Genomic DNA, 14,876 nt, shown 5'->3' with positions numbered 1-14,876 from the left:
GGCGATCAGGACAGGCGCAGCGCAGCCAGCAGGTCCAGCGGGTCGGTGTCCTTGGGCGGGTGGAACTGCGGGCTGACCAGGTGCAGGTAGCGCGCGGTGGTGCTGATGTGGCCGTGGCCGAGCAGCTTGCTGATGGTGTACAGGTCCACGCCGCCTTCGAGCAGATGGGTGGCAAAGCAGTGGCGCAGGGTGTGGATGCCCCCGCGCTTCATGATGCGGGCGCGCTGGCGGGCACGTTGGTAGGCGCGTTGGGCCGTCTCGATGGACGGGGCTGCGCCGTCGCGCCCGTCGTCGAACAGCCATTGCCGCGGCCGAAAGCAGCGCACGTGTTCGCGCAGCAGCGCCAGCAGCGTGGGGCTGAGCACGCTTTGGCGGTCATGGCCGCCCTTGCCGGCGCGCACGCGGATGCACATGCGGTCGGGCGCGCTGTCGATGTCGCGCACCTGCAGCGCGCAGGCTTCGGATACGCGCAGCCCGGCGGCGTAGACGGTCTGCAGCAGCATGCGTTGGCGCGGTTGGCCGCAGGCCAGCAGCAGCTGCGCGATCTCACCGCGCCCGAGCAGATCGGGCTGGCGCTGCGGCACGCGGGCCATGGGCACCAGGAACTCTGCGCGCGAGCGGCCCAGCACGGTCTCGTACAGAAAGCGTGCCGCGCAGGCGGCCTGGTTCATGGTGCTGTATGACAGGCTTTGCTCGCGCACCATGCGCAACAGGTAGTCCTGCACCTCCTGGCGCGTCAAGCCGGCCGGATCGCGCCGGTAGTGCTTGGCCATGCGCCGGATGGCGTCCACGTAGGCATCCTGCGTGCGTGCGGCAAACCCGCGCACCACCATCGCCTCGATCATGCGCTGGCGTAGTTCGGTCATAGCAGCTCTCCGTCAAGCCGGGGAACATTCCCCAGCTCAAGGCTGCTCGGCCGACCATCAGATGCAAGCGCGCACACGCAAAAACGCGGTGGCCGGGAGCGCTTCCCGAGCCACCGCGTCAGCGGTTTAGTTCAACTTTGATATATCTCGATCGTTAAGAATTTCCGCCTAACATTTGAGCATGCGCCCCTACCGCACGGCAACCGCTGCTGAACGCGATGCACGCGCGGAACAACGCCAGCGCCGCGCGTCCGCCGCCGATCCGCTGCGCCCGCCCACCGACGGCGACGACCGCCGCCAACCGTTCGACTGGACCTTCTCATGCGGCGGCGTCTCCTGGTCATTGCATTTCGAACCCAACCCCAGGGACGTTCGCCAATGGCGCGTGTTCCGCGATGGCGCGCCGTGGATGTGCGCCGGGCTGGAGCGCGTGTGGCGCGCCATGCAGAAGGAAATGCACCCCGCGCTCGGGCGGCGGCACTGGCGCTGACAGGGCGCCGCAGGCCTCCCGCCGGCCCGCGGCGCGCCCCCAGGCCCCACCCCACCAACGCGCACAATGCGCCGATGCTCTCCCCCGAATCCCTGCAGTTCGCCCAGGCCCTGGTGCAGCTCGACACCCGCAGCCATGTCAGCAACCTGCCGCTGATCCACTTCGTGCGCGACCACCTGGCCGCGCTGGGCATCGCGAGCCGGCTGACCTACAACGCCGACCGAACCAAGGCCAACCTGTTCGCCACGCTGGGTGAGCACCGGCCGGCCGGCGTGATCCTCTCCGGCCACACCGACACCGTGCCCTGGGATGGGCAGGACTGGTCGGTCGACCCGCTCTCGGCCACCGTGCAGGACGGCCGGCTCTACGGCCGCGGCAGCGCCGACATGAAGGGCTTCATCGCCGTGGCGCTGGCCAATGCGCGCCGGCTGGCCGAAGGATCGGCGCCGTTCGCGGTGCACCTGGCGCTGTCCTACGACGAGGAGGTCGGCTGCTTCGGCGTGCGCGAACTCATCGCCGACCTGCGCGAGGCCGGCATCCGGCCCCTGGCCTGCATCGTCGGCGAGCCCACCAGCATGGTGCCGGCCATCGCCCACAAGGGCGTGTACCGCTACAAGTGCTGCGTGCGCGGCAAGGAGGCGCATTCCTCGCTCACGCCGCTGTCGGTCAACGCGATCGAGATGGCGGCGCGGCTGGTCGGCAAGCTGCGCGACATGGCCGAGGGCTTCGAGCGCGAGGAGCCACGCTACGCCGGCTTCGACGTGCCCTTCTCCACCGCCAGCGTAGGCCAGTTCCACGGCGGCATCGCCGACAACGTGGTCCCGCGCGACGCCGAGTTCCGCTACGAGTTCCGCGACCTGCCCACGGCCAATGCCGCCGCCATGCAGGCCCAGGTGCTGGCCCACGCACGTTCGCTGGAGCCGGCCATGCAGAAGGTGGCGCCCGAGGCGGGCTTTCGCTTCGAGACCATCTGCGAGATCCCCAGCTTCCTGGGTTCGGCCGACGACGCCGTCACGCGGCTTGCGCTGCAGCTGGCGGGCGAACGCCAGACCACGCTGGTGGCCTTCGGCACCGAGGCCGGACTGTTCAAGGGCGCCGGCATCCCCACCGTGGTCTGCGGCCCCGGCAGCATCACGCAGGCGCACCAGCCCGACGAATACGTGAGCCTGGAGCAGTTGGCGCGCGCCGAGTCTTTCGTGCGCGGCCTGGCCAGCACACCCGCACTCGCCTGAACAAGAACGACGGAGCCCCACCGATGTCCCTCGCCCTCGATCTCCCCCGCAACGGCCAGGTGCGCGGCGCCTGCCCGCACGACTGCCCCGACACCTGCGCGCTCGTCACCACCGTGGTCGACGGCAAGGCCACGCGCGTGCAGGGCAATGCAGACCACGCCCACACGGGCGGCGTGCTGTGCACCAAGGTCTCGCGCTATGTGGAACGCAGCTACCACGCCGAGCGGCTGCTGCAGCCGCTCAGGCGCGTCGGCCCCAAGGGATCGGGCCGCTTCGAACCCGTGGGCTGGGACGAGGCGCTGGACGACATCGCCGCCCGCCTCTCGGCCATCGCAGCGCGCGCGCCCGAGGCCATCGTGCCCTACAGCTACGCCGGCACCATGGGCCTGGTGCAGGGCGAGAGCATCGCGGCGCGCTTCTTCCACACGCTGGGCGCCTCGCTGCTGGACCGCACGATCTGCGCCTCGGCCGGCGCCGAGGGCCTGACGCAGACGCTGGGCGGCAAGGTCGGCATGAAGGTGGAGTTCTTCGCCGAGGCCACGCTGATCCTGGTCTGGGGCGGCAACGCGATCGCCAGCAGCCTGCACTTCTGGCGCTACGCGCAGGAGGCCAAACGCCGCGGCGCAAGGCTGGTGTGCATCGACCCGCGCCGCACCGAGACAGCGGACAAATGCCATGAGCACATCGCGCTGCGGCCCGGCACCGACGCCGCGCTGGCGCTGGCGCTCATGCACGAACTCATCACCCACGACTGGCTGGACCACGCCTACCTGCGCGACCACACCCTGGGCTGGGAGCAGCTGCGCGAACGCGCGCTGCAGTGGCCGCCCGCGCGCGCGGCCGAGGTCTGCGGCATTCCCGTGGAGCAGATCGAGCGCCTGGCGCGCGACTACGGCGCCTGCAGAAGTGCGGGAGGCGAAGGGGGCCCCGCCGCCATCCGCCTGAACTACGGCATGCAGCGCGCCCGCGGCGGCGGCAACGCCGTGCGCGCCGTGGCCAGCCTGCCTGCGCTGATCGGCGCCTGGCGCCACCGGGCCGGCGGTGTGTTGCTGAGCAGCTCGGGCCAGTTCCCGGTGCAACGCGCGGCGCTGCAGCGGCCCGACCTGCTGGCCGGCCGCCGGCCGCGCACCATCAACATGAGCACCATCGGCGATGCGCTGTTGCACCCGGGCGACGCCGCCTTCGGCCCGCGCATCGAGGCCGTGGTGGTCTACAACAGCAACCCCGTGGCCGTGGCGCCCGAATCGGCCAAGGTGGTGCAGGGCTTCGCGCGCGAGGACCTGTTCACCGTGGTGCTGGAGCAGTTCCAGACCGACACGGCCGACCATGCCGACTACGTGCTGCCGGCCACCACGCAGCTGGAGCACTGGGACATCCATTCGGCCTACGGCCACACCGACGTGCTGCTGAACCGCCCGGCCATCGCACCGCTCGGCCAGGCCCGGCCCAACACCGCCATCTTCCGCGCGCTGGCCGCGCGCATGGGCCTGGCCGACCCCTGCCTGCAGGACGACGACGAGACGCTCAGCCGCCAGGCCTTCGGCGATGCGGTGGACTTCGACGCGCTGCTGCGTGACGGCTTCGCCACGCTGGCCCTGCCCGATGCGCCGTTCGCGCAGGGCAACTTCCCCTCGCCCTCGGGCCGCTGCGAGTTCTTCAGCGCCCGGCTCGCGGCCCAGGGCCTGGACGGCCTGCCCGACCACCTGCCCAACCACGAGGCCATCGGCAGCTCGGCCGACTACCCGCTGGCCATGATCTCGCCGCCGGCGCGCAACTTCCTGAACTCCAGCTTCGTCAACGTCACCAGCCTGCGTGCCATCGAGGGCGAGCAGCTGCTGGAGATCCACCCCGTCGACGCGGCCGCGCGCGGCATCGAAGACGGCAGCACGGTGCGCGTGTTCAACGGCCGCGGCAGCTACCGCTGCCGGGCCGCCGTCAGCACGCGGGCGCGCGAGGGCGTGGTCAACGGCCTGGGGATCTGGTGGCGCAAGCTGGGCCTGGACGGGCGCAACGTCAACGAGCTGACGAGCCAGCGCCTGACCGACCTGGGCCGCGCGCCGACCTTCTACGACTGCCTGGTCGAGGTGGAGGCCGACAGCCGCGCCGCCGCGAAGTAGTCCGGCAAGGCGGCCGCCGGCAGCGGCTGGCTGAACAGGTAGCCCTGGTAGTCGCGGCAGCCCTCGCGCAGCAGGAAGTCGCGCTGCGCCGCGGTCTCCACGCCTTCGGCCATGACCTGCAGGCCCAGGCTCTTGGCCAGGGCGACGATGGTGCGCACGATGGCGTCGTTGTGGGCGTCGCCGCCCAGCGCGCGCACGAAGGACTGGTCGATCTTGATCTGGTCCAGCGGCAGCCGGCGCAGGTAGGCCAGCGAGGAATAACCGGTGCCGAAGTCGTCCAGCGCGAAGCCCACGCCGTGGGCCTTGAGCGCCGCCATCTTGGCCGCGGTGCCTTCCATGTCCTCGACCAGCAGGCCCTCGGTCAGCTCGAACTTGAGCTGGCGCCCGTCGGCCCGCGTGCGCGCCAGCACGCTCGCGCACTGCGCCACGAAGTCCGGATGGCGGAACTGGCGCGGGCTCACGTTGACCGCCATGTCCAGCCCCGCCGTGGCCGGGTGCTGCGCCCAGCGCGCCAGCTGGAAGCAGGCCTGGCGCAGCACCCAGCGGCCCAGCTGCATGATCAGGCCCGTGTCCTCGGCCAGTGGAATGAACTCGGCCGGCGCGATGGCGCCGCGCTCGGCATGTTGCCAGCGCACCAGGGCCTCCACGCCGGTCACATCGCCGTCGGCATCCACCTGGGGCTGGTAGTGCAGCGTCAGCGCGTTCTGCGCCAGGGCCACGCGCAGGTCGGCCTCCAGCGCCGCACGCGCCGACACAGCCGCCTGCAGCCCGGGGTCGAAGAAGCGCAGCGTGTTGCGGCCCGCGCCCTTGGCCTGGTACATGGCGATGTCGGCCTGCTTGAGCAGTTCCAGCACGCCGCCGCTGTGGCCGTGGAACGGCGCGATGCCGATGCTGCAGGTCGACAGGTGCTCGTTGCCGGCCAGCGCGAACGGCGTGTTCAGCGCGGCCAGGATCTTCTCGCCGATCTGGCGCGCGTGCTGGGCCACGGCCTGGTCGCCGTGGCCCAGGTCTTCCAGCATCACGACGAACTCGTCGCCGCCCAGGCGCGCCACGGTGTCGCTCCCGCGCACGCTGTCCCGTAGCCGACCGGCCACCTGCTGCAGCAGCAGGTCGCCCATGCCGTGGCCCAGCGTGTCGTTGAGGGTCTTGAAGTTGTCCAGGTCGATGAACATCAGCGCGCCGCCGCGGCCGCTGCGGTGCTCGGTGTCCAGCGCGTGCTGCAGCCGGTCCATCAGCAGCAGGCGGTTGGGCAGCTGCGTGAGCGGGTCGTAGAAGGCCAGCTGCTGGATCTCGCGCTCGGCCGCCTTGCGCGCCGTGATGTCGGTGTGGATGGCCAGCACCGACTCGGGCGCGCCCTCCTCGTCGCGCACCAGGGTCCAGCGCGCGCCCACGGTCACGGTGCTGCCGTCGCGCCGCGTCTGCACGAGCTCGCCGGCCCACTCGCCGCGCGCGTGCACGTCGTGCAGCGCCTGCTCGAAGGCGCCGCGGTCGTGCTGCAGCCGCGTCACGCGGAAGTCGGTGCCAACCTCGCTGCCGCGCCAGCCGTACAGGCGCTCGGCACCCTGGCTCCAGAACAGCACCTGGTGCTCCATGCCGTAGACGACGATAGCGTCCTGCGCCAGGTCCAGCAGCGAGGCCTGGCGGCGCAGCCGGCGGTCCTGCTCCTGGCGTTCGAGCTCGGCGCCCACGCGCGCGGCGAAGATCTGCATGGTGGACAGCACCAGTTCCACATCCGGCGGGCGTGCATCGAACAGCGTCACCAGCATGCCCAGCAGGCCCCCGGCCGAATCTTCCAGCCGCACGCCGGCATAGGCCGCGGGACGCCAGCTGCCCAGCGCGCGCGCCATGGCCGGCGAGGGCTGGGGCAGCGTCTCGGTGTAGCAGCTGGGCTGGTGCAGAAGCGGCTCGGCGGGTGTGCCGACCAGCGCGAACTCGGCGTTCTCGCGGAACGCGCCATCGACCACGGCCGCGATGCTGCGCACCGTCTGGCGTTCGGGCTGGTGCAGGCGGCCGATGAAGGCCGCCCGCGCGGCGACGGCCTGTGCCATGTGCTGGGCCATGGTGCGGAAGAAGGCATCGCCGGTGGAGGTCGACACCGCCGCCGCCACCTGCAGCACGGCGGCATGCTGCCGGCGCTGGCGCTGCTCGGTCTGCAGGTTGCGGATGCCGAAGGCCAGGTTGTTGGCCAGCTCCTGCAGCAGCGCGATCTCGTCGCGGCCGATCTGCACCACGTCGGGCGCGTAGAGGTAGAAGAGGCCGAAGCTGCGCTGGCGGTCGCGCAGCGGCAGGCAGGCCACGCCGCGAAAGCCGCTGGCCTGGGCATCGGCCAGCCAGGGCGAGAAGGTCGGGTCCTCGGCGATGTCCTCCACGATCACCACCTCGCCGCTGCGCACGGCGCGCGCGGCCGGGCCGTGGCCGTTGGGCCCATCCTCGGCCCAGGACATCGGGATGCCCTTCATGAAATCGGCGTCGTCGCCGGCATGGGCCATCACGTCGATGGTCTTGCCGGCGTCGTCGTGGGCGTAGCCGACCCAGGCCATGGCATAGCCGCCGATGTCCACCGAGATGCGGCACACGCCGCGCAGCAGACCGGCCTCGGACTCGGCACGGATCAGCGTCTCGTTGCAGGCGCTCAGCATGTGCTGGGCCCGGCTCAGCCGCGCCAGTTCGCGGTCGGCCTGCAGGCGCAGCGTCACGTCCGCCAGCCCACCGACCACGCGGCGCACGCGCCCGGCGGCGTTGCGGACCAGGTAGGCGCGGCTGCTGACCGGCACGACCACGCCGTCGTCGCGCTGCAGGCGGAAGCTGTCGGTCCAGGTGTCCTCGGCGCCGGCCAGCGCGGCGTCCAGCGCCGCATGGATGCGCGCGGCGTCTTCCGGGTGCAGATCGGCCAGCCAGCTGCGGCCGGCCTCGGTCCAGCAGGCCGCCTGCGGCCCCATGAGGCGCTGCGCGCCCTCGCTCCACCAGACCGTGCTGGCCTGCAGGTCCCAGTCCCAGACCGCATCGGCCATGGCGCGCAGCAGGTGGCGAAAGCGCTCCTCGCCTTCGCGCAGCACATCGGAGGCCTGCTTGCGCTTGGACACGTCGCGCAGCAGCACCTGCAGCCGGCCCTCGGGCAGGGGCTGCGCCCGCACTTCGAGCCAGCGGTTGAGGCTGGTCGAATACGACTCGAACGCCACGGCGCAGGACTCGCGCAGGGCCCAGGCGCACTCGGCCCCGAAGGCCGCCTCGCCCGGGGCCTGGAACAGGGCTTGCAGGGTCTGCCCCCGCAAGGCCGCCAGCGAGCGCCGCAGCAGCCGCACCGCCTTGCCGTTCGCCTCGCGGACCGCACCGCCGGCATCGAGCACGATGCGCGCGTCCGCAGGCACGACTCGGGGCGGGACGGGACTCATGGAAGCGGTGGTTCTCCAGCGGCGCCGCGGTCACGGCGGGGGGAACACAGTGTAGTTGTGCGACAGTCGCGCCGTGCACCCCTCTCCCGAGCCGTCCCCTGCCGCGGACATCTCCGCCACGCTGTACCGCGCGGCCATCGGCCCGGACCGCGGCGACCACTACCTGCGGCGCTTCCAGGCCCGCGATGCCGGCGGCGCGCCTGCGCCGCGCCGGCTCCATTGGCATTGGGGCGGCTTCGTCTCGGCGCTGTGCTGGCTGGCCTGGCGCGGGTTGATCGGTGCGGCTGCGCTGTGGGCCGGCGCCGCGCTGCTGGGCAGCGTGCTGGCACTGGGCCTGGCGCGCCTCGTGTTCGGGGCCGGTGCCGCGCCGCTGGCCTGGCTGCTGGCGGCGCTCACGCTGGCGGCCTCGCTGGCCTGGGGCCTGGGTGCGGAACGCCTGTACCACCGCCTGTGCAATCGGCGCATCCTGGCCGCGGTGGCGGCGCATGCCAGCATCGGCGCGGCCTGCGCTGCGCTGCAGCGCCAGCGGCCCGGCCGGGCAGCGCGCTGGGCCGCGCTGCTGGCACTGCAGGGCACGGTGCTGCTGGCACTCGCGGGGCTGGTGCTGGCCATGCGGCCGCTGCAGCCACCACCGCCGTCGGAGCGGGTCGCACCGGGCCCGCAGGCCGCCCCTGTCGCGCCCGCCATGGCCAGCGCGCCGGCCGCGGCCCTGCTGCCGGTGCCAGGCCCCGCCGCCGAGGGCCAGGCCGCGCCCACCCCGGCGCCGGCCGCCAGCCCGCCTGCACCGGCGGAACCTGCATCCGTGGCCGACACCGCGGTGCCTGCGCAACCCGCACCGGCGGCCAGCGCGGCTTCTTCCGCAGCCCGCCCCCGGCGCGCGGCGGCGCCAGCGCCATCCGCCCCGGCCGCCGTCGCCGGCCGCCATGCCGTGCAGATCGGCGTGTTCGCCGATCCCGCCAACGCCCAGGCCGCGCTGGACCGGCTGCGGGCGGCCGGCCTGCCGGCCCGCGGCGACGCGGTGGGGCCGCAGGGCCGGCAACGCGTGCGGGCCGGCCCCTTCGCCACGCGGGAGCAGGCCCTGCGCGCGCGCGAGCGCATCCAGGCACTGGGGCTGCCTGCCGTGCTGGTGCAACTGCCGGCCGCAGCCGGGCCCTGACGGCACCGTTTCTTCCTCCGTGTGGAGGACCGTGCGCACGCCCGATACCACTGCGCTCTGTATGCTGTCCGGCCTTCCACCCCTCTGGAGAACACATGAAAGCAAAGCAGGCGTTCGCCGCCATCGCTCTGGTCGGCGCATGCGCCACACCCCAGGCCTGGGCCGACATCGTCTGGAACTGGAGCTACAGCGGCACCGGCATCCAGGCCAGCGGCACCCTCACGACCGAGGACGCCGCCGATGCCGATGGCTTCCACCTGATCACGGCCATCAGCGGCGCCCGCAACGGCGACCAGATCACCGGCCTGTACCCCACGGGCTCGGCCATCCCCGGCAACGAGCCCTTCGCCCTCGACAACCTGATCCGCTTCGGGCCGCAGGGGCAGATCACGGTGCATGGCTTCGGCTTTACCACCGCCGCGGGCGGCTACGCCAATCCCTTCTATGCGGACTTCTTCAATCCCGCCATCTACATGGAGGTGTTCACCACCGCCGCGAGCTACGAAGAACTGCCCGTCACGTTCACGGCCTCGGTGGTGCCGGAGCCGGCCAGCATCCTGCTGTTGCTGGCAGCGCTGGGCGCGGCCGGCTGGGCCGGTTCCGGGCGCCGCCGCGACGCGCACACACCGGCCTGAGGCAGGCCGCGCGGCCGCCCCACGATGCGGCCGCGTCCGACGCCGCGCGGGCGCGGCCCGGCCTATGCTGCCGGACGATGCATGAACATCCCGCTCCCCTACCGGACCGCCCTGCAGCCCCCGCGGCCAGCGCCCCTGCGACGCTGCAACAACGGCTGCAGGCCTTCGACCGCCGGCTGCGCCGCGCCATCGCCGAACGGCCGGTGCTGGCCGCCACCCTGGCGGCGGCGGTGGCGGCCGTGCTGACACAGACGGGGACCGTGGCGCTGCGGCGCGCCCTGGCTCCCAAGGCGCCACCGACCCGGCCGGCGCAGCGCGCGCCCTGGGCTGCGTTCGGCTGGCGTGCGGTCGCGGCGCTGCCTGACAGACGGCGCGCCGCCATGGCCGATGATGGTGCCAGGTCGTTCGCTCCCGGACGGCTGCTGGCCCGCCGCACCCCGCGGCGGCCCCACTTCAAAGGACAGAACATGCTGGAACAGGCACAAGGCACCGTCAACGAAATCGCCGGCAAGGTGCAAGGCGCATTCGGGCGCGCCACCGACGACACCGCGACCCACCTGGAAGGCCAGGCGCGCGAGACCCTGGGCAAGGCCCAGCAGGTGTACGGCGAGGCGCTCGACCATGTGCGCGAGTCGGCCGTCAAGAATCCGCTGGGCACCATCGCGCTCGCCGCCGGCGTCGGCCTGGTCGTCGGCCTGCTCTGCAGCCGGCGCTGAACGTCCGCAGGCCCCTGCGCCCCGTCCTCACGCGGCCAGGGTGGGGTCACCGGGCTTTCACCTGGCCTCCTCGCCCGCTGTAGCGAAGACGATGCGGCCGGGCACCAGCGCGCGCAGCCCGGCGCAGGTCTGCTGCGTGGTCGAGGGCGCGGCCGGGCGGCCCGCGCACTTCGCTACTTCTTCTTCCCTTGGTCGTAATGCCACTTGATGGCGAAGAACATGCACGTGCCGAACACGAGAAGCTTGAACACGATGAAGACGATAGGGACCCAATCCATGATGCGGAGCACTTCCTGACGGTTGTTTGAAACAGGTGAAAAGAGAGGGTGAGCGCGAACGGACTGCGCGCCGGCACCGGGGTGTCGATGGGCATCGGTTGTCCTGCCAGCCGCACCGCGCTATGGCGCCACCAACACGCTGGGATGGGCTTCGCACGCCACCGGGTTCGTCGCAGCCGACAGCGACGCCCACATCCTGCGCAGGGCGGCCAGCGGGGCGGCGGCATCGCTTGCGTACATGACTGCCTGGACCGCGCCGGCCAGCAGATCCTCGATGGCCGCCTGCGCGCCGACGCGGTCCGGGCGCCCCGCGACCGCCCGGTGGCACCGGCCCGCGAAGACGGCCGCCTGCATGCTTCGGGCCAACGGCAGCAGCGCGGCCAGGGCCGCCGGCCCGTCCTCGGCGATGATTTCGTCTTCGCGCAGGAACACGTTCTCCAGCGCGAGCGCAATGCCGGCCTCGGCCGGGTGGTCTTCCACGGCCGCGTGGCGCTGGACGATGCCGGTCTCCTCGGCCCGGAGCAGCACGAGGGAGAACTGCCGCGCGCCCTGGAACAGAACCGGAACGGACACCACGAACCAATCGTGTTGCAGATTGGGCAGGACCGGGAAGCCGCCTGACATCAGCCAGCCACGGCCCGTGTCGCGGGCCAGTGCGGGTGCCGGTGCTGCGCCCTGCGGCCAGGACGCGGCGCAATTGCCGCCGATGTCGCCGTCCAGCAGACGGGGCAGCTGGTACTCGGCGGCGCCGATGTTCTCGCTCCGCACGAGGGCCTGGACCAGCAGGCGCTGCGATGCGAGCACCAGGGCCTGCGCGACGCAGGACCGTGCGGTCTCGGCAACCGCGTGGATGGCATCGCGAAGCTGTCCCCCGCCCCCTCCCATGCGTGGGGGAACCCCGATGCCGAAGAGCCCACGCGCCGCGAGTGCCTCGCGCATGCTGGCAAGGGACTGGGGGGCCGCCGTCGGGAGGTTCGAAGGCTGAAGGTGGTGGGCGTCGTGCATGGCTCTGAGGCAGGAGCGTTGAACTTGCGGCACGCCGTGCCCGCGGTTTCGGGGCGTCGGTCCACGCAAGACGCGGCGGTGGCGCGCTGCTTCTGTCTGGCGTGGACTTTGCCCGAACACCGGATGGGGTACCAGACGCAGTTCTCCGGAAAAAAGACGGATCAGATGGACGTGCGGGCCAGCCCCTCAGCGCCGCAGCGGCGGGGCGCCACCCGCCATGGCCGGCACCAGCACGTCGGGCGCGGCCAGGCGCAGCATGCGTGCGCAGTTGTCGCACTGGCCGCAGCCCTCGGGCCGCCGCTCGCCTTCCAGTGCGTCCTGCAGCACCTGCCAGCGGCAGGCGCCGCTTTCGGCGTAGTCCACCATGGCCTGCAGCTTGCGCTGCTTCTCCTGGCGGCGCGCCTGCTCTGCCTGCACCAGCGCATCGAGCGCGGGCGCACCGCGCGGTGCCTTCGCCGCCAGCCAGCGCGCACCATGGCCCTTGGTCGCACCCGCCTTGCGGCAATGGCCGGCCTGCAGCAGCAGCGCCAGCAGGGCCGCGGTGCGGGCGCGCGGCAGGCCGGTGTCCTGCGCCAGCTGCGCGAGCTCGGCCGGCGCATCGGGCGACAGCGCGGCCAGCACGCGCGCCAGCTCGGCCTGCGTGATCGCCCGGCCGCCCAGGAAGAAGTGCTGGACCGCGCGGTCGCGCCGCTGGTACAGCAGCACGCAGCGTGCGGGCTTCCCGTCGCGGCCGGCGCGGCCTGATTCCTGGTAGTAGGCGTCCAGGCTGGCCGGCATCTGGTAGTGCACGACGCAGCGCAGGTCGGCCTTGTCGATGCCCATGCCGAAGGCGTTGGTGGCCACCATCACGCGCGTGCGGCCTTGCATGAACGCCTCCTGCGCAGCATGGCGCTCGGCCGCGCGCAGCTTGCCGTGGTACAGGCCGACGAACAGGCCTCGGGCGGCGAGCGCGGCATGCACCTCCTCGGCCGCACGCACGGTGGCGGTGTAGACGATGCCGGATTCCTCGCAGCCCTGCAGGGTGTCCTGCAGGACCTGCAACTTGTCGTCGGTCTCCGTCAGCGGCACCACCGCGTAGTGCAGGTTGCCGCGCCAGATGCCGGCATCGACGGTGCCGCCGCGCCCGATGCCCAGCAGCCGGGCGATCTCGGCCGCCGTGTCGGGTGGCGCGGTCGCGGTCAGCGCCAGCAGGGGCGGCTGGCCGAGCGCGCGCAACGCCGGGCCGATCTCCAGGAACGCGGGCCGGAAGTCATGGCCCCATTCGACGATGCAATGGGCCTCGTCGACCACGACGAGCGCGATGCGGCAGCGGCGCACCAGTGCGAGGAAGGCCGGGTCGGCGAGGCGCTCGGGCGTGACCAGCACGATGCGCGCGCTGCCTTCGGCCAGCGCGGCCTCGGCCGCGGCCAGGGCCTCGGCGTCCAGGCTGCTGTTGAACTCCACCGCAGCCAGGCCGTGCGCGCGCAGCTTTTCGCACTGGTCCTTCATCAACGCGATCAGCGGCGAGACCACCAGCGTGCAACCCGGCAGCATCAGCGCCGGCAACTGGTAGCACAGCGACTTGCCCGCGCCCGTGGGCATGATGGCCAGTGTGGACGCGCCGGCCAGCACGCGTGCGATCACCTCCTGCTGGCCGGCACGCAGGGCCTGCAGGCCGAACACGCCGTGCAGCAGTTGCGCGAGCTGGCGGGCGCTGCGGGCGGGCAAGGTGTGCGCCTGCGCTGCCTTGGCGCGCTGCGTGCGCTGCTGGCGGCGGCGCGGCTCGGGGGCCGGCGCCAGCAACACGGGCGGCACCAGCGCGGTGTCCGGAACGGAGGCGGTCTGCAGCATGCACATCCTTCAGAGATGACGGTGGTGCAGAGCTTGGCGTGGCCGGCGGCCTTGCCCCGTAGGAAGGGTGCCCGAGCTGTGGCCGGTCCAGGTGTTCAGATGCACGTCGCGGCGTTCGCCCACCGCATCGGCAGGCAGCGTGGCTTCACTTCGCGCCGGATCGCGCGGCGGTCTTTCCCGGGGGGCGGACCGTGGAGACCGCCGAGCGACGGCGCGTCGTTTCGGCGTCGAGGATCAGCCGGCCTTGCAGCCGCCCCTTCAGGCGCTTGACGCTGATGGACGCATCTGCCATGTGCTCGACCATCAACTGGCGCACGCGGTCGGCGTCCCGCGCACGCGCGGCTTTCAGGATGTCGCGGTGGAACTCGGTGTTGCGCTCGCCGAACTTTCGCGATTCAGCCTGGGGCGTGCGGTTGCCGAACACCGTCAGCTCGCGCAGCATCTCGTTGATCAGTTCGCACGTGAAGCGCAGGAACGGATTGGGGTTGGCGGCGGCCAGCAGGTCGTGGAAGTTCATGTCGTCGCGCCGCTGGCTCAACTGGTCCGCATGGCCATGGTTCGGGTCGCAGCACGCGATGCTGTGCTCGAGCGCGTCGAAGTCCGCCTCTGTCAGGTGCGGCACCGCGCCGGCGGCCAGGTCCGGCTCCAGGCTCATGCGCACCTTGTAGATGTCGTCGATCGAGACCTCCTTGAAGAAGAGGTAGTTCTGCATGAACTGCAGCGTGCGGGTCAGTGGCACCTCGGCGATCGTGCCGCCCCCGGAAGGCCCGGTGGAGATGGTGATCAAGCCCTGCACCTCGAGCGACTTGAGTGCCTCCCGGATGGTCCCCTTGCTGACCTCGAACTGGACCTGCAGCTCGCTCTCGCGCGGGATGCGGTCGCCCGGCGCAAGGTTGCGGTCGGTGATCAGGCGCTTGATCTCTTCCGCGACCAGATCGGATCGCTTGAGCTGCTTGATCGCCTGGGTGGACGGTTGCCGTGATGCCATGGATGGATTGTCCGACATGTAAGAGGCCGCGATGCCGGGCCCGGAGGCGTTCAAGGTGGTGCAGGCGTGCACCGCAGTCGTGCGCGCGCAGAGGGTCTAGGGTTTGCACGCATCATATTTGTTCTATTTATACATATAAATAGGACTGTAGCGGTCCAGGCCGCTGGCATG

Annotated in this window: 11 protein-coding genes; 6 read left to right on the top strand and 5 right to left on the bottom strand. The window is 72.0% G+C overall.

Annotated elements, in window-relative coordinates; translation table 11 throughout:
* Positions 1 to 5: 5 nt before the first annotated feature.
* Entirely contained in the window at positions 6 to 866 is an 861-nt protein-coding gene (locus ACSQ4M_RS08160) for a tyrosine-type recombinase/integrase (RefSeq protein WP_436189083.1), read from the bottom strand.
* A gap of 181 nt (positions 867 to 1,047) precedes the next feature.
* Between ACSQ4M_RS08160 and ACSQ4M_RS08155 the strand changes: the two genes are divergently transcribed.
* The 3 genes from ACSQ4M_RS08155 (at position 1,048) to ACSQ4M_RS08145 (ending at position 4,705) form a co-directional block, all read left to right on the top strand.
* Positions 1,048 to 1,356, top strand: coding sequence for a hypothetical protein (locus tag ACSQ4M_RS08155; RefSeq protein ID WP_436189082.1), 309 nt, complete (start codon positions 1,048 to 1,050; stop codon positions 1,354 to 1,356).
* 74 nt (positions 1,357 to 1,430) lie between these two features.
* Entirely contained in the window at positions 1,431 to 2,588 is a 1,158-nt protein-coding gene (argE, locus tag ACSQ4M_RS08150; protein WP_436189081.1) for an acetylornithine deacetylase, read from the top strand.
* A 23-nt stretch (positions 2,589 to 2,611) separates the two neighbouring features.
* A complete protein-coding gene (locus ACSQ4M_RS08145; RefSeq protein ID WP_436189080.1) occupies positions 2,612 to 4,705 on the top strand; it encodes a molybdopterin-containing oxidoreductase family protein in 2,094 nt (697 codons plus the stop codon).
* On the opposite strand, the gene ACSQ4M_RS08140 is transcribed toward ACSQ4M_RS08145, so the two are convergent.
* Positions 4,654 to 8,097 carry a bifunctional diguanylate cyclase/phosphodiesterase gene (locus ACSQ4M_RS08140; protein WP_436189079.1) on the bottom strand — a complete coding sequence of 1,148 codons (3,444 nt, stop codon included), beginning with the start codon at positions 8,095 to 8,097 and terminating at the stop codon, positions 4,654 to 4,656. The genes ACSQ4M_RS08145 and ACSQ4M_RS08140 overlap by 52 nt on opposite strands.
* A 73-nt stretch (positions 8,098 to 8,170) precedes the next feature.
* Here ACSQ4M_RS08140 and ACSQ4M_RS08135 point away from each other — a divergent pair, with 73 nt between their 5' ends.
* The 3 genes from ACSQ4M_RS08135 (at position 8,171) to ACSQ4M_RS08125 (ending at position 10,604) form a co-directional block, all read left to right on the top strand.
* Complete coding sequence (locus ACSQ4M_RS08135; RefSeq protein WP_436189078.1) at positions 8,171 to 9,253, top strand: SPOR domain-containing protein; 1,083 nt, start codon at positions 8,171 to 8,173, stop codon at positions 9,251 to 9,253.
* 95 nt (positions 9,254 to 9,348) lie between these two features.
* Positions 9,349 to 9,888, top strand: a complete 540-nt coding sequence (locus ACSQ4M_RS08130) for a PEP-CTERM sorting domain-containing protein (RefSeq protein WP_436189077.1) — start codon at positions 9,349 to 9,351, stop codon at positions 9,886 to 9,888.
* Between the two features lie 77 nt (positions 9,889 to 9,965).
* Positions 9,966 to 10,604: a CsbD family protein gene (locus ACSQ4M_RS08125; RefSeq protein WP_436189076.1), complete on the top strand. Its 639-nt coding sequence runs from the start codon at positions 9,966 to 9,968 to the stop codon at positions 10,602 to 10,604.
* A gap of 398 nt (positions 10,605 to 11,002) precedes the next feature.
* On the opposite strand, the gene ACSQ4M_RS08120 is transcribed toward ACSQ4M_RS08125, so the two are convergent.
* The 3 genes from ACSQ4M_RS08120 to ACSQ4M_RS08110 form a co-directional block, all read right to left on the bottom strand.
* Entirely contained in the window at positions 11,003 to 11,887 is an 885-nt protein-coding gene (locus ACSQ4M_RS08120) for an acyl-CoA dehydrogenase family protein (protein WP_436189075.1), read from the bottom strand.
* 186 nt (positions 11,888 to 12,073) lie between these two features.
* Complete coding sequence (locus tag ACSQ4M_RS08115; protein WP_436189074.1) at positions 12,074 to 13,717, bottom strand: RecQ family ATP-dependent DNA helicase; 1,644 nt, start codon at positions 13,715 to 13,717, stop codon at positions 12,074 to 12,076.
* 145 nt (positions 13,718 to 13,862) lie between these two features.
* Positions 13,863 to 14,705 carry a FadR/GntR family transcriptional regulator gene (locus ACSQ4M_RS08110; protein WP_436193979.1) on the bottom strand — a complete coding sequence of 281 codons (843 nt, stop codon included), beginning with the start codon at positions 14,703 to 14,705 and terminating at the stop codon, positions 13,863 to 13,865.
* Positions 14,706 to 14,876 lie beyond the last annotated feature (171 nt).

The sequence above is a fragment of the Pseudorhodoferax sp. LjRoot39 genome, assembly GCF_964253035.1.
Taxonomy (GTDB): domain Bacteria; phylum Pseudomonadota; class Gammaproteobacteria; order Burkholderiales; family Burkholderiaceae_C; genus Pseudorhodoferax.
This window is presented reverse-complemented; position numbering and strand designations above follow the sequence as displayed.